Annotated in this window: 20 protein-coding genes; 9 read left to right on the forward strand and 11 right to left on the reverse strand. The window is 59.6% G+C overall.

Translation table 11 applies throughout. The features are described 5' to 3' along the window. Positions 1 to 344: 344 nt before the first annotated feature. Complete coding sequence (locus tag K6117_RS11440) at positions 345 to 800, reverse strand: CYTH domain-containing protein (protein WP_221795139.1); 456 nt, start codon at positions 798 to 800, stop codon at positions 345 to 347. Positions 801 to 1,014: 214 nt separating this feature from the next. Between K6117_RS11440 and K6117_RS11445 the strand changes: the two genes are divergently transcribed. Then, the gene (locus K6117_RS11445) at positions 1,015 to 2,700 is read left to right on the forward strand and encodes a long-chain-fatty-acid--CoA ligase (protein WP_221795141.1); all 1,686 of its coding nucleotides are present in this window, start codon (positions 1,015 to 1,017) and stop codon (positions 2,698 to 2,700) included. An 8-nt stretch (positions 2,701 to 2,708) separates the two neighbouring features. On the opposite strand, the gene K6117_RS11450 is transcribed toward K6117_RS11445, so the two are convergent. From K6117_RS11450 to K6117_RS11490, 9 genes are all read right to left on the reverse strand, one after another. Further along, entirely contained in the window at positions 2,709 to 3,017 is a 309-nt protein-coding gene (locus K6117_RS11450; protein ID WP_221795143.1) for a hypothetical protein, read from the reverse strand. 69 nt (positions 3,018 to 3,086) lie between these two features. Next, positions 3,087 to 4,322, reverse strand: coding sequence for an efflux RND transporter periplasmic adaptor subunit (locus K6117_RS11455; RefSeq protein WP_221795145.1), 1,236 nt, complete (start codon positions 4,320 to 4,322; stop codon positions 3,087 to 3,089). 2 nt (positions 4,323 to 4,324) lie between these two features. Continuing rightward, the gene (locus K6117_RS11460) at positions 4,325 to 6,703 is read right to left on the reverse strand and encodes an ABC transporter permease (protein ID WP_221795147.1); all 2,379 of its coding nucleotides are present in this window, start codon (positions 6,701 to 6,703) and stop codon (positions 4,325 to 4,327) included. 8 nt (positions 6,704 to 6,711) lie between these two features. Continuing rightward, positions 6,712 to 7,398 (reverse strand): ABC transporter ATP-binding protein, encoded by a 687-nt coding sequence (locus K6117_RS11465; protein WP_343211779.1) that lies wholly within the window; start codon positions 7,396 to 7,398, stop codon positions 6,712 to 6,714. Between the two features lie 167 nt (positions 7,399 to 7,565). Continuing rightward, a complete protein-coding gene (locus K6117_RS11470) occupies positions 7,566 to 7,997 on the reverse strand; it encodes a hypothetical protein (protein WP_221795149.1) in 432 nt (143 codons plus the stop codon). Further along, positions 7,994 to 8,653, reverse strand: coding sequence for a DUF5671 domain-containing protein (locus tag K6117_RS11475; protein WP_221795151.1), 660 nt, complete (start codon positions 8,651 to 8,653; stop codon positions 7,994 to 7,996). Before K6117_RS11475 ends, K6117_RS11470 begins: the two co-directional genes overlap by 4 nt. After that, complete coding sequence (locus K6117_RS11480; protein ID WP_221795154.1) at positions 8,640 to 9,938, reverse strand: SAM-dependent methyltransferase; 1,299 nt, start codon at positions 9,936 to 9,938, stop codon at positions 8,640 to 8,642. The genes K6117_RS11475 and K6117_RS11480 overlap by 14 nt, the downstream gene beginning before the upstream one ends. Positions 9,939 to 10,069: 131 nt before the next feature. Beyond that, positions 10,070 to 11,131, reverse strand: a complete 1,062-nt coding sequence (locus K6117_RS11485; RefSeq protein WP_221795156.1) for a glycosyltransferase family 4 protein — start codon at positions 11,129 to 11,131, stop codon at positions 10,070 to 10,072. Further along, the gene (locus tag K6117_RS11490) at positions 11,128 to 11,964 is read right to left on the reverse strand and encodes a UDP-2,3-diacylglucosamine diphosphatase (RefSeq protein ID WP_425514715.1); all 837 of its coding nucleotides are present in this window, start codon (positions 11,962 to 11,964) and stop codon (positions 11,128 to 11,130) included. The genes K6117_RS11485 and K6117_RS11490 overlap by 4 nt, the downstream gene beginning before the upstream one ends. Positions 11,965 to 12,242: 278 nt before the next feature. On the opposite strand from K6117_RS11490, the gene K6117_RS11495 reads away from it, so the two are divergent. The 8 genes from K6117_RS11495 (at position 12,243) to K6117_RS11530 (ending at position 22,367) form a co-directional block, all read left to right on the forward strand. Beyond that, the gene (locus K6117_RS11495; protein WP_221795160.1) at positions 12,243 to 14,546 is read left to right on the forward strand and encodes a TonB-dependent receptor; all 2,304 of its coding nucleotides are present in this window, start codon (positions 12,243 to 12,245) and stop codon (positions 14,544 to 14,546) included. 45 nt (positions 14,547 to 14,591) lie between these two features. Continuing rightward, positions 14,592 to 15,662: a tyrosine-protein phosphatase gene (locus tag K6117_RS11500; RefSeq protein ID WP_221795162.1), complete on the forward strand. Its 1,071-nt coding sequence runs from the start codon at positions 14,592 to 14,594 to the stop codon at positions 15,660 to 15,662. 421 nt (positions 15,663 to 16,083) lie between these two features. Then, positions 16,084 to 16,749, forward strand: a complete 666-nt coding sequence (locus tag K6117_RS11505) for a response regulator transcription factor (protein WP_221795163.1) — start codon at positions 16,084 to 16,086, stop codon at positions 16,747 to 16,749. Positions 16,750 to 17,244: 495 nt separating this feature from the next. After that, the gene (locus tag K6117_RS11510; protein WP_221795165.1) at positions 17,245 to 17,751 is read left to right on the forward strand and encodes a DUF4402 domain-containing protein; all 507 of its coding nucleotides are present in this window, start codon (positions 17,245 to 17,247) and stop codon (positions 17,749 to 17,751) included. Between the two features lie 53 nt (positions 17,752 to 17,804). After that, positions 17,805 to 18,248 carry a hypothetical protein gene (locus K6117_RS11515; protein ID WP_221795167.1) on the forward strand — a complete coding sequence of 148 codons (444 nt, stop codon included), beginning with the start codon at positions 17,805 to 17,807 and terminating at the stop codon, positions 18,246 to 18,248. Positions 18,249 to 18,272: 24 nt separating this feature from the next. Continuing rightward, a complete protein-coding gene (locus K6117_RS11520) occupies positions 18,273 to 18,749 on the forward strand; it encodes a DUF4402 domain-containing protein (protein ID WP_221795169.1) in 477 nt (158 codons plus the stop codon). A 47-nt stretch (positions 18,750 to 18,796) separates the two neighbouring features. After that, positions 18,797 to 19,666: a fimbrial biogenesis chaperone gene (locus K6117_RS11525; protein WP_221795171.1), complete on the forward strand. Its 870-nt coding sequence runs from the start codon at positions 18,797 to 18,799 to the stop codon at positions 19,664 to 19,666. A gap of 34 nt (positions 19,667 to 19,700) precedes the next feature. Continuing rightward, the gene (locus tag K6117_RS11530; protein WP_221795173.1) at positions 19,701 to 22,367 is read left to right on the forward strand and encodes a carboxypeptidase-like regulatory domain-containing protein; all 2,667 of its coding nucleotides are present in this window, start codon (positions 19,701 to 19,703) and stop codon (positions 22,365 to 22,367) included. 35 nt (positions 22,368 to 22,402) lie between these two features. On the opposite strand, the gene K6117_RS11535 is transcribed toward K6117_RS11530, so the two are convergent. Then, complete coding sequence (locus K6117_RS11535; RefSeq protein ID WP_221795175.1) at positions 22,403 to 23,551, reverse strand: alkene reductase; 1,149 nt, start codon at positions 23,549 to 23,551, stop codon at positions 22,403 to 22,405. Positions 23,552 to 23,574: the final 23 nt, after the last annotated feature.

The following is a 23,574-nucleotide window of genomic DNA, read 5'->3' on the forward strand; positions in this document are numbered from 1 at the left end:
GTTTCCCGTCGTTTCGTTGCCGATCCGTGGGCCGTTCCGTGCAGTCCGTCGCTGCGGTGAACAGGCCTCTAAGACCACCCTCGATTCGGGTCAACCTCTTTGTTGCATATTTTTGACGAGAATTGACAAAATTACACGAAAACAATGAGATAAAATGTTCCACGACTTTTCACGACACCGCAACCGCCACCACATCAACAACCAAAACACGCCAAAACACCCCGAATCCAATCATTCCCCACCCATCAGACGCCGATAGAATCGGAAAATCACCCAAGACTCACCCCCACTACCTGCCAGCAGCTGTTGTCCGGGAATGAGTCGTCAGCGCCCAAGGCGTAATATCAGCGCCCGTTCAGCATGGTCGCGTGGAGATATTCGGGATTGCCCGTCACCTCCGCCCCGACCCAGCCGGGCAGCGATATGTCCTGATGGGGATAATCAAGTTCGACCTCCGCCGTCACTGTCCCCTCCAGCGCACCTTCATACACATCCACCATCCACACCAGCCCATCATGGTGGAGCATATGGCGAGTCCGTTCGACTAATACCCCCTCGCAGTGATCGCTGAGCAGGATGTCGGCATCATTGCAGGGGATTTCATAATTGAACTCACGCCGCGCCCCTGCGGATCGCGGCCCCTTATAGGTGAGAAACGCCCGGTTCGGTTCACGCCGCACCCGTAGCTTGGTCCCCGGCGCATGCATCACCAGCCCGTCACGCAAATGGATCGCCTTGGCGACCGACGCCTTCCAGCCATTACCGGACACAAGAAATTTCCGCTTCGCTTCGATCCTCATCGATCCGCTCCCCCGGGCTATCTATATGTGAGGGGAGGCTATCCGATAATATCGGTGACCACCATCACCTTTTCGCAGGCTTTGGGACTGGCGAAAATGCGCATCGCACCACATATCGATTGATGATGCGCTAGCCCCCGCGCCCGACGCGTGGCAGAGTATCGGCAGGGCAAGTATCAATCGTCCTGATAGCTGGCGATAAGGAGTCGGAGAGATGAGCGTCACGGGACCGAGCGACCATGAAACGCATATCCCTGCCCGACTACTGAATGATCTGCTTGATCATGCCGTCGCCCATTATCCCGACCGACCGGCGATTGACTTTCTGGGACGCAAATGGAGCTATGCCCGGCTGGGCGAACTGGTCCAATGCGCGGCCCAAGGCTTGCAGGACATTAACGTCGGTCCCGGCACTCGGGTGGGGTTGTGCCTGCCCAATACGCCTTACTTCGTGATCTTCTATTTCGCGGCGCTGCAAATCGGCGCGACCATCGTCAATTTCAACCCGCTCTATGTCGAACGCGAGCTGGAACATCAGATCAAGGACAGCGGCACCAGCGTCATGGTCGTGCCGGATCTGCGCATGGTGCATGATAAGGTACTGGCGGTGGCGGCAACGACCGGCCTCAAGAAGATCATCGTCTGCCCGATGTCGGGGATATTGCCCTGGACGCAGTCCCTCGGTTTCCGGCTGTTGCGATCCGCCGACCGGGCGGTGGTTCCGCATGATGATCTGCACATCGATTATGACGAGCTGATCGACAATCAGGGGGAACCGCATCCGGTGCTGGTCGACCCGGACGATGTCGCGGTGCTGCAATATACCGGCGGCACGACCGGCACGCCCAAAGGGGCGATGCTGAGCCATGCCAATTTGTCCGGCAACAGTCGCCAGATGGTGCTGCACATCGGCGGCCCCCCCGATCGTCAGCAGCGGATGCTCGGCGTATTGCCGTTGTTCCATGTCTTTGCCCTCACCACCGTATTGAACTTCTCGGTCGATACCGGGGCGGAGATGGTCCTGCTGCCGCGTTTCGAGCTGCCGCAATTGCTCAAGACGATCCAGCGCACCCAGCCGACATGGCTCCCCGCCGTGCCGACGATCTTCAGCGCGATTGTCGAGGCGGGCGAACAGGCGACGATGGATTTCAGTTCGCTCCAATTCTGCATATCGGGTGGTGCGCCGCTCCCGCTCGATACGCGCCAGCGGTTCGAACAATTGACCGGCTGTCGGGTGGTCGAGGGCTATGGCCTGTCCGAGGCCTCACCGATCATCACCTGCAACCCGGCGCAGGGCGTGGTGAAGGACAATAGCTGCGGCACCCCCGTACGCGGCACCGTGATCGAAATCCGGGATCTTGCCGATCCGCACCGCGTGCTTGCCACCGGCGAACGCGGCGAAGTCTGCGTGCGTGGACCACAGGTGATGAAAGGCTATTGGGGCCGCCCGGAAGATACGGCGGAAGTCTTTATCGATGGTCTGCTCCGCACCGGCGATGTCGGCTATATGGATGCGGATAACTATCTGTTCCTCGTCGACCGGATCAAGGATGTGATCCTGTGCAGCGGCTATAATGTATATCCACGCATCATCGAGGACGCCTTATACGACCATCCCGATGTGACCGAGGCCGTGGTGATCGCCGTGCCGGACAGCTATCGCGGCCAAGCGCCCAAGGCGTTCGTCGCCACCCGACTGGGCAGCAACATCACCGCAGAAATATTGCACGACTTCCTCGCCCAGCGCCTGTCAAAGATCGAAATGCCGCGCGAGTTCGAATTTCGCACCGCCCTGCCCAAAACGCTGATCGGCAAATTATCGAAAAAAGAACTGGTGGCCGAGGAACGGGCAAAGGAAGCGGCGGCGGCGGCGGCGGCGGCGGGGAAAGCAAAAGCCTGAAGCCCGGTTCAGGTACCGCGCACCCGCTGGATCACCGCCATGAGACAGGCCCGGGCATTACGCATGTAAATCGCCGCCTCCAATTGCCAGACCTGTTCCACATCCTTGTCGGGACCAAGCTCATCGCGCAACGCGGCCTTGGCGCCGATCTCGATCAATGATGGTTCGGACAAGGCATCGAATGAGGCCTTGCGCGCGGCTTCCCAGCCTGCGTTGAAGAAATCGCGCTCGCGCCCCGTAACGCGGCCACGCCGGGTGGCGAGATATTCATCCAGTTTTTCCCGCATCGAACTCACCGCGACCACCTCTTCATACATGAGGGGACATCAATACCCCGGACAAGGCCTGAAATAAAGGTGGTGGGCCAAAGGGGACGCAGTGGTTTCTCAGGTGCGTTCCCGCACCCGCCGCCCATCGCTGAGGGTATCGCCGGGATGGAGGATCACCCGGTCGCCCGCCTGCAAGCCCGCGCGGACTTCGGCAACCTCGTCATTGACCCGCCCCAACGTCACTATCGTCAACACGGCCCGACCCTTGCGGATCGCATACACTGCCCAACTGCCCTCGGCGCCATTGCCCTGTTGCCGGAACAAAGCCGACACCGGCACCCGCAACGCATCGGCGCTGCTCCACGCCCGAATTCTGGTAATCACGCGAAAGCCATGGCCCAGCCGTTGCCACACCGCATAGGGCTCGACAATATCGATGGTGACATTCACCCGTTGCTCTTCCACCCCCAGCGCCGAAATCTTCATGAAGCCGGAGGGGTCGATCCGCCGTACCTTGCCGCGTAACGGACGGTTGCCGCCCCAGCGGTCAATATCCACATCCGCGCCAATCGCGATATTGACGGCATCGCTGGACAGATAATCGGTGACGACCTCCAATTTTTCGGGATCGCCAATCTCGACCAAGGCTGTGCCGCTCGGCACAAAGGTCTCGCTCTTTTGCACCACCCGCAACACATCGCCGCTGACAGGCGCCATGACGGCAACGCCGCCAGCGCCAGCCTCCCCGCCCTCGCTCGGCGGCACCAAGGCCGCGCGCGCCGCCGTCAATTGATGCTGGGCGGCGACCACCGCGCTATTCGCTTCCACCAGCGCCGCCTCGGCCCGATCATGGCGCATCCGCGCCGCATCCAACGCGGCCTGTGTGGTGAAGCCCTGTTCGTTCAACGCCTGTATCCGCCGCAGGTCACGATCCGCCAATGCGCGTTCGGCGCGGGCCTCTGCCGCTCGCGCCCGGCTGGATGCGACATTGGCGAGCGACGCCCGTTCCTGCGCCTGCCCCACGGCCTCGCTGCGTTGATCGAGAAAGGACGGCACCGCCGGGACGATCCGCGCCACGACCGTCTTACCCCGCAATACCTTATCGCCGGGTTCGAGCGTGATCCGCAACAACCGGCCACTCAAGGGCGCAGCGACGGTGAACACATCATGCACCCGCGTCTCGCCCTCATCATCGATTGTCACGGCCATCGCCCCGCGCGTCACCGGGGCGGCATCCACCAGCAACACAGGCTTGCGCAGCGCCAGATAAATCGCGCCCGCAATCACCGCGATCATCAGGATCAGGATCGTATATTGTCCGCCGCGCCGCTTGCCGCCTGTCGTCGCCGTCATCTTCAATCCCTCGTCTTCAACACGGCCACCAGATCAAGCTGACCCAGTCGCCTGCTGACAAGATAGGCCGTGGCCCCGGCCGCCGCCATCACCACCAATACCGCCCGCGCCATCGTGCCGATTGATAGCGCATATGGGATGGTGAACAAATCGCCGCCAAAGGCCGACACGATATAATGCGCCAAGCCTATCCCCATCGCGATCCCCAATGGCAACGCGATCAGCGTCAACAACATCAATTCGCCGATCAACAGATAGGCCACTTCCGTGGTGCGAAATCCCAATACCCGCAACGACGCCAGATCGCGCGCCCGTTCCGCCAGCGCGACCCGCGCATGATTATAAATCACGCCAAAGACAATCAGCCCGGCAAAGCCAGTGTTGAACAAGGTGATGATGCCCATCGTCTCGGCAATCGTATTGCGTAATGCGCGGCGGCTGGCCTCCACCTCGGAAATCCCGGCAATGGCGGGCGTTTCGCGCAGAGCCTTGAGGATGGCGGTCCGCGCATCCGTATCAATCGCGAGAAACGCCCCGGAGATGCGCGGCCCCTCCATCATGCGCCGGTCCAGTTCATCCAGCCGCATATAGGCAGGCGAACCGATGGCGCTCTCCACCACCGCCACAACATGAGATTGCCAGCGCGGTCGCCGCCCCTGCGTCACCTCTATCTCGACGGCATCGCCCCGCCCGACCCGTAATTGCCGCGCCAGCGAGGCCGACAGGACAAGGCCCTGTTTCGGCGGCTCAATCACCGTCCCGTCAATATCGATCAACCGGCTGAGATCCGCCCCCGTATCGGTTGCGGTGATCGCTTCACGTCGGCTGATGCCTTGATGGGTCAGGACGACGCTCACCGCGCGCACCGGCTCCACCCGACGAATACCGGGCAGGCGGGCGAGCGCCGTCAACGCATCGCGCCCGCGCGGTTCGGTAAAGGTCACGAGCAGGTCCTCACGCTCGGCCTGATTGAAGGTGATGCGGATCATTTCCTCGACATTGTCCCGCGAACTGGCCGACGCAATATAGAGCGCGAGCGCCGCCCCGATCCCGATCGCCGTCAACAAGGTACGGACGGGCCGCCGCGCCAGCCCGCGCAGAATGATCCGCGTCAATTGATCGAGCGACCGAAATTGCGTCAATGCGCCGGTCAGCCGCCCGCCATAATTGGTCGGCAATGGCGGGCTCATCGCCTCTGCCGGGGTCAGTGCTGCCGCCCGGCGGATCGCGATGAAACACCCCGTCAGCACCGGAAACAACGCCGCCAGCAACGCCATCAGAAACAGATCCGCATCGACATGGAATTGCAGGAACGGGAATACGAAAAACTGCTGATATAATCGCGCCAGCCCCCGCCCCAGCCAGATGCCCAGCGTCGCCCCCAATATCAGTCCGCCCAATGACAGCAAAATAGCGAGCTTGAGATAATGGCCGATAATCACGCGATTGCGAAAGCCAAAGGCCTTGAGCAAGCCGATGACTTCGCGCTCGGTATCGATCAACCGGCTCAACACGAGATGGGTGAGAAACGCCGCCACCAGCAAAAATACCGGCGGTAGGATGCGCGTCATGTTGCGCAGTTCATTCAGCTCATTGGTCACGAAACGGTCGGAAATCTGCTGGTCGCGCGCATAGCCGCCAATCCCGCCAAAGGGCTGCAAGCGATCGTCGATCCGCCGGATCACATCCACGACATTGGTGCCGGGATCGACCCGCACCAACAGTTCGTTAAACGCCTGACGCAGGTCAAATGCCCCGGCCAGCACCTCTTCATGCAGCCACAACACGCCAAAGCGCGCATTGTCGGGAAAAATCTGGCCGGGCGGAATGGCATAGACATATTCGGGCGACAGCACTGCGCCGACAATGCGAAACGCACGACGCTTGCCGTTCAGGATGACGGTGATTTCATCCCCCAGCCCGAGCTTCGCCGCCTTTAAAAAAGCTTCATTCGCCAGCAGCTCATCAGGCCGCGCCGGGTCCGGCCAGCGCCCCGCCCGCAACACCAGATCATTGATATGCGGGCGGCCCTTGGCGGGCAGGGAATGCAGCCGTGCATTGATCGGATCGAATACATAAGGCAGGTCAATGAGGGCCGACATGGTGATCCGCCCTTCCGATGTCCTCACTCCCGGCAGATGCGCGAGTTCCGGCAGCAACGCCACCGGCACGCGCTTGGCCGGGGCAAAGACATCGGCAAAGCGATAGCGATCATAATAAGCATCGCGTGTCGCCTCCAGCGAACGCATCATCCCGACCGACATCATCACCATGCCCACGCCCGCCGCGATGACCAAGGCAATCGCCAACGCAGGCCCGCGCAGCCGCCATAATTCGCGCAATAATTTCCGATCCAGCACCGGCAACCAGCCCAGGCGCATCGCAATTGTCACCAGCGCAACTCGGACGCCGCCACCCGCACCGGGTTGCGCGTGCTTTGGGCCAGCATGCCATCGGCAAATTGCCAGACGACATCGGCAATGCCCGCGATCACCGCATTATGGGTGATGATCAATGTCGTCGTACCAAGCTCGCGATTGATCCGCTGGATTGCCTCCAGCACCATGATCCCGGTCTGGCTATCCAGCGCGCCGGTCGGCTCATCGCAAAACAAGACGCGCGGACGCTTGGCAATGGCGCGGGCAATGGCCACGCGCTGCTGTTCGCCACCAGATAATTGCGCCGGAAAATGATCGAGCCGGTCCGTCAACCCGACCATCGCGAGCGCCTCTTGCGGCATCATGGCGTCATCGGCGATGTCGGTGATCAGCGCCACATTCTCCCGCGCGGTCAATGACGCGACGAGATTATAGAATTGAAACACGAACCCCACATGCTGGCGGCGATATTCCGTCAGCGCCGATCCATCGAGCGCGGTCAGATCCTGCCCCTCGAACCAGACATGGCCCGCCGTCGGTTCATCCAGCCCGCCGAGAATATTGAGGATCGTCGATTTGCCCGATCCAGACGGGCCAAGCAGCACGATCAATTCGCCCGATCTGATCTCCAGATCGACCCCGCGCAGCGCCTGCACCGCACTTACACCCGCGCCATAGATTTTGGTCAGCCCTTCCACCCGGTATAATATCGGGGGCAGCGGATGGCCTGTGCTGGCATCAATGTCCTGCGCGTCTGATGGGATAGTCCCGGCCCTTCCCTGATGGTGAACAGCAACACAAACTATAACGCACAGGTGACACTATCAGGCCGATTTATACCGGCAGGCAAGCCAATATTGCCGTCTCACCCCGCAGCCCGTGGTGCAACCCGTGGCGGCGCGACCAATGCAAAGCAATAGTCCCCCGCCAGATGGGTGGCAAAGGCGGCGGCGCCATAATCTTGCGGCGATGCTGTGCCCGCGTCATAAAAGGTCGAACACAGTCGATAGCTCGACCGGCCCACCACCTCATAACGATAAGACGCATTCGTTTCCGGGTCGCGCGGATATGAAATATGGGTGTAGCGGCTCAGTTCATCGAGCGAGGCCGGCACCGCATCGTGATTACCGTGATAGCTCAGGATCGCCGCATCGATCTGCTGCAAATCCTGCTCACGCGCCTGATCGACGCGCTGACGGCGTTCTTGCCATGGGCTATCGACATGCATCAACGCCGCCACTACCGCCAATCCTGCAACCAGCGCGAACGCCGCCGTCGTCCAGCCCCGCACCTTCATTGCCTTATTGCCCCCGCACCCTCGGCAGTCTCATCGGCCCGCATCTCGCCAAGATAGCGCGTCAGGGCAAAGGCCGCGATGCCGCCAATCACCAGCCCCTTCAACAAGACCCGCAACACCAGTTCGCCGTTCAATAGGGCATAGAGCAGAAAGCCCGCATCCGAGAGCAAGATCAGCGCCGCCACATAAAGGGTCAGCGATGTCAGCCAGCGCCGCACGCCCGATCGCCCATGCGCGGGATCGGTGCGTTTCAGCCCTTCGATCTTGCGGTCGATCATCAGATAGACGGGCAGGAAAACGACCAGCATCGCCGCGCCCCAGCGCAGACCTTCCTCAATTCCCTGCGCCATATAGCGGCTGGCCTGCGGATCGGGCAGAGCAAGGTCGATCAGCTGATACAAGATCCGCCCCAAGGCAATCGCGACCATGTAAAAGGCGGAAAACAGCAACAGATATAAAAAGGATTCCCGGGCCGATGGCCGCGACAAGGGCCGCGGTACCGGGATCGCGAAGTCCACCTCGGCAAAGCTGTCGAGCGCCACCCGCACCTCGCCCTCATCCCAGCCCGCCTGCTGCAAGGCCGAGGCGATGCGCGCCCGGCTTTCCCCTGCGGCCAGCGCCGCCCGCACGAAATCCAGCAATTCATCCCGCTTCATGATGATCCCCCAGCCCGTCGATCTGCATATAGGCCGCCTCGCGCGCCGCGATATAATCGCGCGTCATCGGCAAGGCGCGGCGGTCACGCACATATTGAATCTGGTAATTGCACATCGACCCCGCCTCAAATGACGTCATCGCCCCGGCGAGATAGAATAACCATAATCGGTAAAATTTTTCATCATACATGGCGACGATCTGCGCCTTTTGCGCTTCAACGCGTTGATACCAATGCCACAGGGTCAACCCATAATGCAGCCGCAGATTTTCGACATCCGCCGCGATCAATCGAAAGGGTTCGCTCGCCGCCAAGGTTTCGCTCAGCGCTGGAATATAACCGCCGGGGAAGATATATTTGCGGGTAAAGGCGTCGGTCAGGCCCGGCCCGCCCATCCGGCCTATCGTATGGAGCAGCATCACCCCTTGCGCGTTCATTAAATTGGCGGCGCAGCGGAAAAACGTCTTGAACTGCGGCACCCCGACATGTTCGAACATGCCGACCGATACGATCCGGTCGAATTGCCCCGGCTCCCGCGCCGCCAGATCACGATAATCAATCAGTTCAAACTTGACCCGATCTGATACCCCGGCCTCGTCCGCCCGCGCCCGCGCCAGCTTCAATTGCTCCTCGCTCAAGGTGATGCCGAGCACATCCACATCCGCCACCCGGTTAAGATATAAGGCCATGCCGCCCCAGCCACAGCCAATCTCCAACACGCGCTGACCGGGCTTCAGATCAAGCTTGGCCGCAATATGCGCCTTTTTGGCGATCTGCGCCGCCTCCAGCGTCCATGCTGAGCCCGGCGATCCATTGGGTTGCAGCGTCGCATCCGGCCAATAGGCGCAGCTATATTGCATATCCGGATCAAGCCAGAGCCGGTAAAAATCATTCGACAGATCATAATGATGGGCGACATTAGCCTTGGACTTTGAGGGATCATTGCCCTGTTGCAGCTTGCGGCGCATGGTCGTCATCAGCCGCTTGACCGTTGACGGCGCAGTCCCCCCACGCGCCTCCCAAGGCGTATTGCGGCGATAGAGCGAAATAACATCCAGCACGCGGTCATGATCGATGCTGACATCGCCATTCATATAGGCTTCTGCCAGCCCCAAGGCCGGGTCCCTCAAGATCCCGGCATAGGCGCGGCGATGGTGGAAACGTAACATGGCTTCCGGCCAGTCGGCCTTGTGCGTGCCAAATTGTTCCTGCGTGCCATCGGGATAGACGATGGTCAGCACGCCCTGACGAATGACCTTATGGAGAAATTTCGAGATGAGAGACATATAGTGGCTCCAAATCACATTCGGCGGCAGCGCAGGCGCACCCCCGAATCTTCATCCGCGACCAATAGTCTGATCTCTATACGCAAAAACACCAACAGCGCGACAAGCCGGATCGTCACACCTTATGTCATTTAGGCCGCATGCTGGCGTGCCTGACCCAAGGCCCATTCGAGCGCTGCAAAAAACTGGTCCGTGCTGCGATCCCAATCAAAGCTCCGGCCATAATGTGCAGCATCGTCGCGCCGCAATGTGAGCGCCTTGCCAATCGCCTTTGACAGTTCATCGTCCACCGCGCCAATGGGCCGCGCCAACGTATCGAATGGCCCACAGCCATTTTTGCCCACCACATCAAGCGGCCCCGGCACGCGATAGCCCGCCACCGGTACCCCACAGGCCAAAGCCTCGATCATCACCAGCCCGAACGTGTCGGTCCGGCTCGGGAAGACAAACACATCAGCTGCGGCATAGGCGCTCGCCAGTTCCGCCCCCTTCATCGCGCCGGTAAATACCGCTTCAGAGTAACGCCGCTGCAACATCGCCAAGGCCGGACCATCGCCGACCACGACCTTGGTGCCGGGCGCATCGCATTCGAGAAAGGCCTGCAAATTCTTCTCTATCGCCACGCGTCCGACCGACAACAGGATCGGCCCCGGCAATTGGGCTAGGCGGGGATGCGGTGCGGCATCCGGGCGAAACAGGTCAAGGTCGATCCCGCGTGACCACAAATGGGTATGCGCGATCCCCCGGCCCGCCAGTTCGTCTCTCAGACTCGTTGTAGCCGCCAGCACGGCCCCCGCCGGGGCATGAAAGCGGCGCATCAATGGCCAAAACCGATCAGGCGACAGCCCGGTGCGCAGCGCCGCATAATCCGGAAAACGCGTATGAAATGCGGTGGTGAACTGCACGCCATGCGACAGGCACCAACCCCGCGCGCTCCAACCGATCGGGCCTTCAGTGGCGATATGCACAATGTCCGGCTGATACGCATGCAATTGCCTGCGTACCCCGAAACGCGGCGCAATCGCCAGCCTGATCTCGCCATAGCCAGGGCAGGGCATCGTCCGGAACTGGTCCGGCGAAATCACCTGCACGTCATGGCCGCGCTGACGGAGACGATCAATCGTTTCAGTCAGCGTCCGCACCACGCCATTGACCTGCGGCAACCACGCATCGGTGGCGATCACGATCTTCATGCGAACTGCCTTTCAGCGGACTTATTGGCCCGATTACGGACATGCGCCGCCCAATCGAGGATCGTGATGTCGCCTTGGAAATCTTCAACCAAGGCCGTGCAGCTTTCGACCCAATCACCGTCATTATAATAGGTCACATCGCCGAACTGGCGAATTTCCGCGCTATGAATATGACCGCACACGACCCCGTCGACATGGCGATGTTCAGCTTCGCGCGCGACGACATCCTCGAACGCGCAAATATATTGCACCGCGTTCTTGACCTTCTTTTTCAGATGCGACGACAAGGACCAATAAGGCATTTTCAACCGGCGCCGCACCGCATTGAACAGGCGGTTGAAACTCAGCAGCATCGAATAGGCCTGATCGCCAAGAAAGGCGAGCCAACGCGCATAGAGCACGACCCCGTCGAACATGTCGCCATGAGTGACCAGCAGCAACCGCCCATCGGCGGTTTCATGAATGGCCTCGTCCAATAATTCGACGCCGCCAAAGGTCATGCCGATATAGTCGCGGAACATCTCATCATGATTGCCGGGAATATAAACGACCCGCGTCCCTTTGCGCGCCAGCTTCAAAATGCGGCGGATCACATCATTATGCGGCGTAGGCCAGTACCAGCCCTTTTTCAGCCGCCAGCCGTCGATGATGTCGCCGACAAGATACAGCGTCTCGCATTCGATAGAGGCCAGAAAATCATTCAGCATCGCCGCATTGCACCCGCTGGTGCCGAGATGCGTGTCCGAAATCCAGACCGTCCGGAATTTCAGCTTCGGTTTGAAACTACGTGGTTCAGGTTCGTTGAACCAGTCTGGTTCCCGCCCAAAGGCCATAGCAGGCGGCCGCAAACGCGTATCGGACATCAGTCCCCCTCTCATGTGCAATTACCAGCTACGCCATGATGCCCTCGCAGTTATGTGTGACGCAGTGATTGCAGGAAAATGACAGTTTTCGGTCAATCCTTGAACTTTGCACCTGACCGGCCCCTCATTTGTGCATTGCAACAAAATTGTCGTCTGGCGGCAATAAATCAGACTTGGTTTTATCATCAATGCGTCATCAAGCGCCGATAGCCACAGCCCCGCCAATCAAATGGGGAAATTTAATCATCATGCTTCGTTCCAACACGCCCACGCTCCGCAACACTGCCGCCATGCTGGCGCTCGCTGTCGCACTTGCATCCGCCAACGCACATGCCGAGACAGCCATGGAAACGGCAGAGGCCGGGGGTCTCGTTGAAATCACGGTGACGGCGCAAAAGCAGGAAAGCAATTTGCAAAAGACGCCAATCGCCATGTCGGTGGTGGGCGCAGTCGATTTGCAGAACCGTAGCGTCCAGAGCATCGCCGATCTCGCCGATGGCGCGATCCCATCGCTGCGTATTGCGCCTTTTTATTCGCGCAGTTCAGCCATCACGGTCGGCATTCGCGGCATCGTGCCATTCGACGCCAACCAGCCAAGCCGTGATTCCGGCGTCGGTGTCTATATCGACGGCGTCTATCTTGGTCGTTCGCAGGGTCTGGGCGCCGCATTATATGACATTGAGCGCATCGAAGTCTTGAAAGGGCCGCAAGGCACCTTGTTTGGCCGCAATGCGACCGGCGGCGCGGTCAGCATCGTGACGCGCAAGCCATCGGGCGAATTGAAGTTCCGGCAGACGGTCGGCCTGCGCAATTATGATGGCTACACCTCCGAAACCCATATCGACCTGCCGAAATTCGCCAATCTCAGCCTGAAGTTCGACGGCATCGTGACCAAGCGCGATGGCACCATCAACAACCCGATGGCGGGCGAAGACGATTTCAACAGCTATGATCGTCGCGGTCTGCACGTGCGCGCCCTGTGGGAGCCGACTGATAATTTCAGCGCGGACTATGGCTTTGACATCTCTTATGATGCGACGACGCCATATTATGTGCAGCTATTGTCCCTGAAACCGGGCTTCAGCACGGGGTCGACCCTGGCGCAGGTCCAGCCTACCCGCACCAAAATCGCCGATATCGGCACGTTGCAGCAGGAAAGCATCGGCAAGACCCATGGGCATATGCTGCAACTCGACTGGAACCCGCTTGAATCGTTGGAAGTGCGCTCGATCTCGTCCTATCGCAAGCTGACCCAGTCGCAATGGGACAATGGCGCAGGGGCGCACAGCAAGCCCGCCGTCGGCGGCAAGACGTTCAGCCGGTACAGCCTCGCGGATCTGGCGCAGGAACAATATAGTCAGGAACTTCAGCTGCTCGGTTCCCTGCCGCAGCTGACCTATGTCGCCGGCCTTTATTATTATCATGAAAAAGGCGAGGATTCAGCATGGGCGCCGGATACGCTGAAATGGAATGCCGATCCGAACACCGGCTATAGCGTCCTGCCCTCGCTGTCGGCTGGCGCGGCGACTGCTTTTCCGGATCGCCTGAGCACCGCCAAGGCCAAGTCCTTTGCCGCCTTTGGTCAGGCGACATGGACACCGCCCGTATTGAACGATGCCCTGCATCTGACCGTTGGCGCACGCTATACCCATGACAAGAAGAGCGGTGTGTTGCTGCAGGTCAGCGGCGCACTGCCGATCCGGCCCGTGATTGGCGAGGGCGTTGTGCCGTTCAGCTTCTCCTCGTCGCGCGTCGATCCGGCGTTCACCCTCGCCTTCGACGCAACGGATGACATCCATGCCTATGCGAAATGGGGTCAGGCCTATCGTGCAGGCGGCGCGAATTCGCGTTCGCTGACCTATCGCGCCTTCGACCCGGAAAAGGTGCAGACGATCGAAGCCGGCCTGAAAACCGAATTTTTCGATGATCACGCCCGGATCAATCTGGCGGCCTATGAAACCCGCTACAAAAACATGCAGGTCGATTTCAACGCCACGCTCGTGGGCAGCAATCGCACCACCATCGAAACGGTCAACACCCCGACGACCGCCAAGATCAAGGGGATCGAAGTTGATGCCAGCCTCAACCCCCTGCCCGGCGTGACGCTGTCGGCCAGTTATGCTTATACCGATTCCAAGCTGCCGAAAGTGACCAACCCGTTCGCCGCCGTCCCGACGCCGGAGCAGATTTATCTGGTCTATACCCCAAAGCATGCGTTCAGCACGTCGCTCGACTTTGAACAGCCGCTTGGCTTTGGCACATTCCGGATGCATCTCGACGCCAATGGCGCGACGGGCTATCACGCCCTGTCGAATGACCCGGTAAAGACGGACAAGTCGTTCATCGTCAATGGCCGCATCTCCATCGGCGATATCGACCTGACCAACAGCACCAATCTCCAATTGTCATTGTGGAGCCGGAACATGTTCGACGAAGAACACACCTTCCTGCTCAACAGCACCGGCTATCGCAGCGGTGCCACCGTGGCAGGGCAGGTCGGCATCTTCAATGAACCCCGCACCTATGGCGTGGACGCGACCATCCGTTTCTGACGCGACCACCCTCAACCGCCCGCACGTAACATAGAAAGTACCGCCATGAAGCAGCAGCACCTCCTCCTCGCCTTATGCCTCGCCAGCCTTGCCAATGTCCCGGCAGCGCAGGCAGGCACCATCGGCGATGCCGTTGTCAGCCGTGATGATCGCAGCAATGTGACCATCAGCTGGACCGACAAGGATGCGGTCGATGTCTTCATGGCGGATCGGGCGGATGCCGATATTGCATCGGCGACGCTCATTTCCGGGAAAGACAAGGACGGGCGTCATGTTGTGGCGCTCGATACCAGCCGCCGCTATTTCCTGCTGCGCGATGTGCGGGATGGCGGCGTCGTCCGGGTCGCGGAACGATTGGTTCCATTGGAAAAAGGCTCAAATTTCCGCGACATCGGCGGCTATGCAGGCGCGGATAACAAGCATGTGCGCTGGGGGATGATCTATCGCTCTGGCGGCACGCCGTTGCTGACCGATGCCGATGTGCAAGAAGTCCGCGCCCTTGGCCTGCGTAATCTGGTCGATCTGCGGTCCAGCGAAGAACGCGTCATTGCGCCAACCCGGCTGGACGGTATTCCCTATAGCGCCATCGGCTATTCAATGGCCGCGATCAACGGCAGCCAGAGCAACAGCACCCAGATCCAGAATGGTGGCGCGATCTATCGCAATTTCCCGACCCTGCTCGCCCCGCAAATGCGCCTGTTGTTTGGCAAATTGCTCGCCCGCGCCGATGCGCCGCTCGCCTATAATTGCTCCGCCGGACAGGATCGCACCGGCTTTGCCACCGCGATGATTTTGAGCGCCTTGGGCGTTCCGCGCGAGACGATCCTTCAGGATTATCATTTGTCGACCAGCTATCGCCGTCCGGCAAATGAGATGCCGAAAATTGACTTAGTGGCGCATGCCAATAATCCGGTCGCTTTGTTCTTCGCCAAATATCAGCAAGACCCCGCAGCTGCCCAGCCCAAGCCGCTGTATAGCGCCGATCACAAGGCATATCTGACCGACGCATTTGAAGAGATCGAAACCAAATGGGGTTCGGTCGATGCCTATCTGGCAAAGGAAGCAGGCGTCACCACCGCCGATATCGCGACCTTGCGCGCGCATTATCTGGAATAGGTCATTCTCAAAACGTGAATTTTTCCTCAAACAATCATGGGGCTGGCAGTTGAGCCGCGCCCATATCGAAGCGATGCGACCTATATTGTCATCATAATGGTGATAATATAGGTCGCATTGATATAGGTTGTACATTCTGCCGCACAGATGGACAGCCTATAGGCCATAGAATGATTCTGGCCGAAAACCACGCCATTGCGCCCTTAGGCAAGCAATCAAACGGCCTGAAAAGGGTGATGGGCATCACTAGCCCTCGGACGCCCGTCCGGCTGCAAGCCGAAACGCAGCGCGGATTGAGCGCCCATTTGCGTGCATTGACGCCAATTAGAATCAGATTAATATCCGATGTGAACATGTCGACACCCGATGCCAAAGGCGGCACGCGCGTTGCCCGCCGACGCACCCTCGACACTGGAGCAGCATGATGAGCACGGTACTCCACGCCGTAAATGTCATGATCGTCGATGATCATTCGATCGTGCGCGCCGGGCTGGCCGCCATTATTTCACGCGAACCCGGTATTTTCATCTGCGCGGAATGCGAGGATGCGGAGCAGGCGGTGTGCGCGGCGCAGGAAAAGGCCCCAGACCTTGCGATTGTCGATCTGATGCTGGGCAAGGAATCGGCGCTGCCCTTGTTCCGCAGATTGTTGCAGTTCAAGCCCGACCTGCGAATTCTCGCTTTATCCATGCATGATGAGGCCATCTACGCCCCGCGCGTGATACAGGCGGGCGCGCATGGCTATATCATGAAAGGCGCCGGGATCGAAACCCTGCGGGATGCCGTTCAGACGGTGATGAAGGGCGACCTGTATGTCAGCGACAAGATGCGCTCGCAATTGCTGCGCAGTCTTGCGGGCGGCACGCAGGTCGGGGCCACCGATGACGTCAGTCAATTGACCGCGAGCGAGCTGGCGGTGCTGCAAATGATCGGCGCGGGCCTCAGCATGAAGGAAATCGCCGACAAACAGCGGCGCAGCCAGAAAACGGTCGAGGCGCATCGCAACAATATCCGGCTCAAACTCCGGCTGCCCAGCGCCCCCGCCCTTGTCCATTTCGCGTCGCAATGGGTGCATTCCCATCAATAAGCGCCCCCATCAGTCAATATCTTAGATGCGCCTTAGGTCCGGACCTAGGATCAATTAAGGTTTGCCGCCAATATAGTGGCCCTCCCCTATCTGGTAGAAAACATGCTTGTTTTAAGCGTGGTGTGCGCCGCAATAGTTATCATTGCGGTGAGGGGGCTTTTGTAAATATCTTTCCAATGTCTAAGTGAATTTCTTAAATCCACTAAGTCTTTCACGGATAATTGGGCGCGATATTTGATAAAATCAATTAACATCAGTCGGATAAAAATCGTTTTTTATTTGAAATGACATTTTATTGATTCAGGTCAAATATTATAGTTGGTTCATATTTACATTGGCGCCCTATAGGAAATGCGTCCGCATCGTGCGTATTTCCGGCGTTTCAGTTGCACATCAACCCAGCAGACAGCGCGGCCCCACCGGCCTGCGACATGCGCCGGGCCTTCGCGTTTAACATGACAATATATGCCGCTGGGCAAAGTTTGAGGAAATTGGATGATGAAAACCAACATGAAATTTTTCGCCGCCGCTGCCGTCATGACGCTGGCCATGGGTGCGCAGGGTGCTTGGGCTGCTACGGCGAATGGTACTGCATCAGCCACCATCGTAAATCCAATTGCCGTATCCAATTCTCGTGATCTGGCATTCGGTTCAATTGCAACTGTTGCTGAAGGTGGCACTGTTGCCCTTACGGCGGTCAGCACAACAGTGGTCACCGATACATCTGTCGTTTCGTCAGGCACGCAAACCTCGGCGAAGTTCACCGTCACTGGTGGTGCATATAATACCTATTCATTTTCGGTGCCTGAAACTGTCACTTTGGCGCGAGGTGCGGGTGGAACTGGTAATACAATGTCTGCCACCCTTACCAACAGCACACCTGCTGGTCTTGGCAGTGCGGGATCGGAAGATATTTATGTCGGCGGCACATTGACCGTTGGTGCAAATCAGGCAAATGGCACCTACTCCGGCACCTTCGTCGCAACGGTCGCTTATAATTAATCCCTGCTCATCAAGGCCATATCTAAATGCGCATCTCCATTGCCCTAATAGGCATGGCCTTGATAGCAAGATTAGCGGGCGTTGATCCAGCCTTTGCCCAGCAGGCGTCTGCCAACGCGACTGCCAGCGCATCAGCTGAGATCATCGCCCCCGCCGAAATCTCGACCGAACAAGCAACCCAATTGCTGTTCAGCCCTACCCCCGGGGTGTTGCAAATCACCATTCCGGGCGGTTCGGGGTCATCCACGATGGATTTGACGGCCACCGGCGTCGATGCGGCGACGGGGGCTTTCACCTTTGAGGCATCGAGCGCGAACGCCGCCGTGATGTCGCAATTGATGACGATGGTGAATAGCGGCAATCTGAGCGGTTCGCTGTCCACCGGCCTGACCGTCAGCGGCTTCATCAACGGCCAAGGGGTGCAGATTGTCGTACTGAACGCCGTGCAAAGCGCCGATGGCAGTGGTTCGCTCAAGGCGACCATCACCTTCGATTAACCGGGAACAGAAAGGGCGTTCACGATGCGTGTTATGACTTTTCTGGTCGGTCTGGCGATATGGCTGATGACGGCTGTCACGCCCGTAACGGCGCAGACCGTGCAGAATAATGGCGGTCTGGAGTTCGGCAAGATCGCGGCGGGCGCGGGCGGCGCTTCCGTCACGATCAGCCCAACCGGCACCCGCACCGCAATCGGCGCAATCTTGATCTCGGGCGGCACGACACAAGCGGCGACCTTCACCGTCACCGGTACGCCTTTGGCGGGTTATGAAGTGACATTTGGTACGCCGACGCCCTTAGCTGGGCCGAACAGCAGCGGCATGGAGCTTTCCGGCTTCACGACCTCGCTGCCACTGGTGAATGACGTGTATCAAGGGACGCTTGATGGTGATGGAACGGCCAGCTTTCAAGTGGGGGCCACGATCGCGGTCGGGGCGACACAAACCCCGGGGCCATATGTGAACGGCAGCATTCCGGTCACAGTTAATTATAGTCCATGAAATCTTGTATGCTATGCAATAACATCAACGGGCAGGGAAACAAGCGCATGACCTTTCGGACTTTCACCACGACCAGAAGTCAGGTGGCACGTAGCGCCATCGGGGCCATCACGGGCCTTGCCCTGCTGATGCCGTCCTTCGCTTATGCCGATCTGATGCTCTATCCCACCCGCGTGGTGATGACCGGCAACCAGCGCAGCGCGCAGGTGGAAATCGTCAACCGGGGCGACAAGCCCGAAACCTATCGCATCAACATCGTCAATCGGCGGATGAGCGAAACCGGCGAAATCGTGACCGCCGACAAGACCGAAGCAGGCGAGCTATTCGCCGATAATATGGTGGTCTATACCCCGCGTCAGGTCACGCTCCAGCCCGGCCAGTCGCAGACCGTGCGGGTATCGGTACGCAAGCCTGCGGGCTTGGCGGAGGGCGAATATCGCTCGCATCTCCAATTCGACCGCGTCGCCGATGCCACAGCGGCCAGTGACCTTGAAGCCACGGCCAAGCCCGAAAAGGGTCAGGTCGCCATCGTGTTGCAGGCGTTGATCGGTGCCTCCATCCCGGTGATTATACGTCAGGGGCAGACCTCGGCCACCGTGACATTGGGAGAACTCGCCGTCATCCCGGCCAAGGGCGATACCCCGCCTGCGCTCGGCTTTGCCTTTCATCGCAAGGGCAATCAATCGGTCTATGGCGATGTAACCGTCACTTTTGCCCCGACCAAGGGCAAGGCCGTGGACGTCGGCAAGGTCGCGGGCGTGGCCGTCTATGTCCCCAACGACATCCGCAAGGCGCAAATCCCGCTGACCCTGCCCAAGGGCATGGCCTTGCAGGGCGGCAGCCTGACGCTGCGTTATCATGAACGCGCCGATGCGGGTGGCAAGTTGATGGCCGAAGCCAATATCATCCTACCGTGAAATAAGCAGATAAAAGGGTCGCACCACCAGCCTGATGGGTAACAACAAGCCGAAATGCCCCCCCGTGCTATGTCTCGGGGCGATGGCGGCGATTGTCTCGGGAACTGCTGCGATGCCCGCTGCGGTGGCAGCGGCGCCTGTTGTGCTGGCCGGTGCGAATAGCAGCGATCAGGCGCTCAACCTGCTGATTTCCAATTTGATGCTGGACGGGGATCAACTGTCCGATACGCTTTATCTGTATGAAATCGATAATGACGTCATGCTGCCGGTCGGGGAATTGGCGCGGCAATTGACCCTTGGCGTGACGGTCGATCCGGTCAGCCATGTCGCATCGGGCTTTCTCCTCAAGGAGGGGCTGGGCTTTCGGATCGATCCCGCGACCGGCAAGGTGACCCTGCCCGATCATCAGGAGGATTTCGATCCCCGGCTGGTGCGCTGGATCGATGGCGATCTCTATGTCGCCAGCCGGTTGCTGGCGCGCTGGTGGCCGGTGGATTTCAAGCTCAACATGGCGGCGCTCAGCCTGCAGGCGATGCCGCGCGAAAAGCTGCCGATCCAATTGCGGCTGGAGCGCGAAAAGGCGGCATCGCGGCTGGGCCAGAGGGGCGCAGGCTATCAAGACCCCGGCTATCCACGCCTCAAAAACCCCTATCGCCTGTTGAGTGTGCCAGTGCTCGACAGCACGATTGGCCTTGGGGTCAACCACAAGGGTAGCCAGACCACGACCGCCGCCAGCTATTCGGGCGTCTTTTCGGGCGATGTGCTGGGGATGGAAGCCACGGCCTATGCGACGATCAGCAAGGACAACACGACCCCCACCGCGCGCGCGACCTTGTCGCGCAACAATCCGGATGGCGGGCTGTTGGGGCCATTGGATGCCACCCAAGTGCAGCTTGGCAATATCGGTCTGCCCGCACTGAAAAATATACTGTCGGGTGGGGGCGTGGGCTGGGGGTCGATCTTCGGCAACCGGCCCCTCAATCAATCCAGCAGCTATGGCTTGCAGACGCTGCGCGGCGAACTGCCGACGGGCTGGGATGTTACCCTCTATTTCAACGAAGCGCTGATCGCCTTTGCCCAATCGCGCGGCGACGGCCTGTATGAATTTCCGGACCAGCCCTTGGTCTTTGGCCGCAATGAATTCCGCCTCGTGTTCAATGGCCCGCTCGGCCAGCGGCGCGTCGAAACGCAGGTCTATATCTTCGACCAGACCGTGACCAAGCCGGGCGAATTTTATTACACTGCAGGCGCAAAACGGGACAATGACGGCGCGATCCGGTCCAGCCTGCAAATGGATGTCGGCATCGCCAAGGGCTTGGCGGTGACCGCTGGTTCGGTCCATATCGACAAGGATGACGGCACCCGCGCCCGCAATTATGTCAACGCCGGGCTGCGGGCATCGGTATTGGGTTCGCTGGTCAATCTCGACCATAGCCAAGACATGCGCGGCGGCAGCGTCACCGAATTGGGCCTACGCACGGCGTTGTGGAAAATATCGTTCGATGCGTCGCGCACTTGGGTCAATGACTTCACCAGCGATGTCTATAGCAACAGCGGCGATCCGCTGAAATTCCGTGATCAGTTGCGCCTGACGGGGGCATTGCGCCTCTCGCCCAAATTCCGCCTGCCCTATGCGCTGGACTTCAAACATGAAGAAAGCGCGGCGGGCGTGCATAGCTACAACATCCAGCCGCGCCTGTCGGTTAATGTGCTCGGCACCAGCTTCACCCAAGCGCTGAACTATCAGATTACCCCCAGCCAGGACACGTTCACCGGCACCTTGCAGGCCAGCCGCCGCGTGGCGGGCGTGGGGGTGAGCAGCCAGATCAGCTATAGCCTGCAACCCCATAGCAAGCTCAACAGCCTTGCCCTGTCGTTCGACAAGACCTTGGGCGAACATAACCGCGTCAACCTCGGCATTCTCCAGACATTCGGGCCAAGCGACACGGTGATGACGGCAGGCTGGACGCGCAATTTCGGGGCCTTTGGCGTGGGCTTCAGCGGGATGTACGGCGGATCGAAAAATTTAGGCGCAGGCATCCAGATTTTCACCGCATTGGGCCGTAATCCCCGCAATGGCCGGATCATGCGCGATTGGCAGCCGATGGCAGGCATGGGCGCGGTCGCGGCCAAGATATTCGTCGACGGCAATCTCAATGGCCGGTTCGACGAAGATGAGGAAATGGTCGAGGGCGCGGGCTTCACCGTCAATGGCAGTGGCCGTCAGGCGATCCGCACCGATGCCAAGGGCGAGGCATTATTGCCGCGCTTGCAGCCCAAAGCCTTTGCGGATGTCGCGCTTGATCTCGGCACGCTGGATGATGCCCAATGGCAACCGACCCGGCCCGGCGTCCGCATCCTGCCCCGCCCCGGTAAGGTGCAGACCATCGACTTCCCGGTCGTACTGACGGCGGAAATCGATGGCACGATCTATCTTACCCTTGATGGCAATCGCCGCGGCATCGGCAATGCCAAGCTCCAATTGGTCGATGCCAATGGCAAGATCATCGGCGAAACTTTGAGCGCCAGCGATGGCTATTACATCATGCCCAATGTCAAACCGGGCCGCTATCAACTGCGGATCGCGCCGGAACAATTGACCGGCCTCAAGCTCATCGCGGATCGCGCGCCAGAGGTGACGATCAATGCCAAGGCCGATTTCGTGAACGGCGTCGATATCAGCCTAAGCAAAGCGCCCTAACGCCGGGCGCGTCCGGATCGGACTGCATGACCAGCCTAACCGGTTGTTTCCGGCGCGATCGGGGTGGGCGCCGCATCGACAGGTTGCAACCGGGAGGGATCGGTATCGGCAAACACCGGATAGTCGGTGTAACCTTCTGCGCCCTGGGTGTAATAGGTTTCAATGTCAGGGCGGGTCAGGTCCTGACCAAGACGATATCTCTCCGCAAGATCCGGGTTCGAGATAAAGGCCTGCCCGAAACCGATCATGTCCGCCTCGCCCCGATTCAGCGTGGCAGCGGCGCTCTGCCGGGTATAGCCTGCGACGAACATGGCCGGGCCATCGAACAATGGCCGCAACACGCCATAGACATCCCAGTCCATCCCGTAATTGCCGAGTTCGAGAAAGGCGATGCCGCGCCGCGACAATGCCCGCACCGCATAGCTGTAGGTCGCGACAGGATCATCGTCGAAGACATTGTGAAAGGTCCAGCCGGGCGAAAACTTGACCGCGACGAAGCCGGGGCTGGTGGCCGCGCTGATCGCATCGACACAGGCCAGCAGAAAGGCCGCGCGCTTCTCCACTGACCCGCCCCATGCGTCCTCGCGCAAATTGGTGTTGGTGGACAGGAACTGCATCGGCAGATAGCCCGAGGCGGCATGGATCTCGACCCCGTCAAAACCTGCCTTTTGGGCCAGCACCGCACAATTGCGATAGTCGTCGATCACCCCCAGCACTTCGGCATGTGTCATCGCGCGCGGCTGTGGATAGGGCCGCTTGGGCCGCGGGCAGTTGATCGTATAGTGACGCGCAACCGGATCGGGCTGCACCGCCGAGGGCGCAATCGGCTGTGCCCCGTCGAGCATCAGCGGGTCCGACAGCCGACCTACATGCATGATCTGGGCAAAGATCGCGCCGCCTTCGCCATGGACGGCATCGGTCACGCGCCGCCACCCGGCAGCCTGTGCCTCGTTATGCAGGCCCGGCGTGAACAGATAGCCGCGCCCGTTAAAGGCTGGATAAATCCCTTCCGACAATATCAGGCCCGCACCGGCACGCTGGCGATAATGTTCGACCATCAGATCGGTCGGCACGCCATCCAGCGTGGCGCGATGGCGGGTCATCGGTGCCATGACGATGCGGTTGCGCAGGGTGAGATCGCCGATGCGCAAGGGGCTGAACAGGGTATCGAGCGGTTCGGTCATAAAGCGTATCCTGCGGGGTAAGA

The sequence above is a fragment of the Alteraquisediminimonas sediminicola genome, assembly GCF_019740335.1.
Lineage (GTDB): Bacteria > Pseudomonadota > Alphaproteobacteria > Sphingomonadales > Sphingomonadaceae > Alteraquisediminimonas > Alteraquisediminimonas sediminicola.

Excerpts from the sequence above, each read along its gene's own strand:
- K6117_RS11440 (WP_221795139.1), bottom strand. The coding sequence starts at position 800 with ATGAGGATCGAAGCGAAGCGGAAATTTCTTGTGTCCGGTAATGGCTGG.
- K6117_RS11445 (WP_221795141.1), top strand. The coding sequence starts at position 1,015 with ATGAGCGTCACGGGACCGAGCGACCATGAAACGCATATCCCTGCCCGA.
- K6117_RS11450 (WP_221795143.1), bottom strand. The coding sequence starts at position 3,017 with ATGTATGAAGAGGTGGTCGCGGTGAGTTCGATGCGGGAAAAACTGGAT.
- K6117_RS11455 (WP_221795145.1), bottom strand. The coding sequence starts at position 4,322 with ATGACGGCGACGACAGGCGGCAAGCGGCGCGGCGGACAATATACGATC.
- K6117_RS11460 (WP_221795147.1), bottom strand. The coding sequence starts at position 6,703 with ATGCGCCTGGGCTGGTTGCCGGTGCTGGATCGGAAATTATTGCGCGAA.
- K6117_RS11470 (WP_221795149.1), bottom strand. The coding sequence starts at position 7,997 with ATGAAGGTGCGGGGCTGGACGACGGCGGCGTTCGCGCTGGTTGCAGGA.
- K6117_RS11475 (WP_221795151.1), bottom strand. The coding sequence starts at position 8,653 with ATGAAGCGGGATGAATTGCTGGATTTCGTGCGGGCGGCGCTGGCCGCA.
- K6117_RS11480 (WP_221795154.1), bottom strand. The coding sequence starts at position 9,938 with ATGTCTCTCATCTCGAAATTTCTCCATAAGGTCATTCGTCAGGGCGTG.
- K6117_RS11485 (WP_221795156.1), bottom strand. The coding sequence starts at position 11,131 with ATGAAGATCGTGATCGCCACCGATGCGTGGTTGCCGCAGGTCAATGGC.
- K6117_RS11490 (WP_425514715.1), bottom strand. The coding sequence starts at position 11,964 with ATGGCCTTTGGGCGGGAACCAGACTGGTTCAACGAACCTGAACCACGT.
- K6117_RS11495 (WP_221795160.1), top strand. The coding sequence starts at position 12,243 with ATGCTTCGTTCCAACACGCCCACGCTCCGCAACACTGCCGCCATGCTG.
- K6117_RS11500 (WP_221795162.1), top strand. The coding sequence starts at position 14,592 with ATGAAGCAGCAGCACCTCCTCCTCGCCTTATGCCTCGCCAGCCTTGCC.
- K6117_RS11505 (WP_221795163.1), top strand. The coding sequence starts at position 16,084 with ATGATGAGCACGGTACTCCACGCCGTAAATGTCATGATCGTCGATGAT.
- K6117_RS11510 (WP_221795165.1), top strand. The coding sequence starts at position 17,245 with ATGATGAAAACCAACATGAAATTTTTCGCCGCCGCTGCCGTCATGACG.
- K6117_RS11515 (WP_221795167.1), top strand. The coding sequence starts at position 17,805 with ATGGCCTTGATAGCAAGATTAGCGGGCGTTGATCCAGCCTTTGCCCAG.
- K6117_RS11520 (WP_221795169.1), top strand. The coding sequence starts at position 18,273 with ATGCGTGTTATGACTTTTCTGGTCGGTCTGGCGATATGGCTGATGACG.
- K6117_RS11525 (WP_221795171.1), top strand. The coding sequence starts at position 18,797 with ATGACCTTTCGGACTTTCACCACGACCAGAAGTCAGGTGGCACGTAGC.
- K6117_RS11530 (WP_221795173.1), top strand. The coding sequence starts at position 19,701 with ATGGGTAACAACAAGCCGAAATGCCCCCCCGTGCTATGTCTCGGGGCG.
- K6117_RS11535 (WP_221795175.1), bottom strand. The coding sequence starts at position 23,551 with ATGACCGAACCGCTCGATACCCTGTTCAGCCCCTTGCGCATCGGCGAT.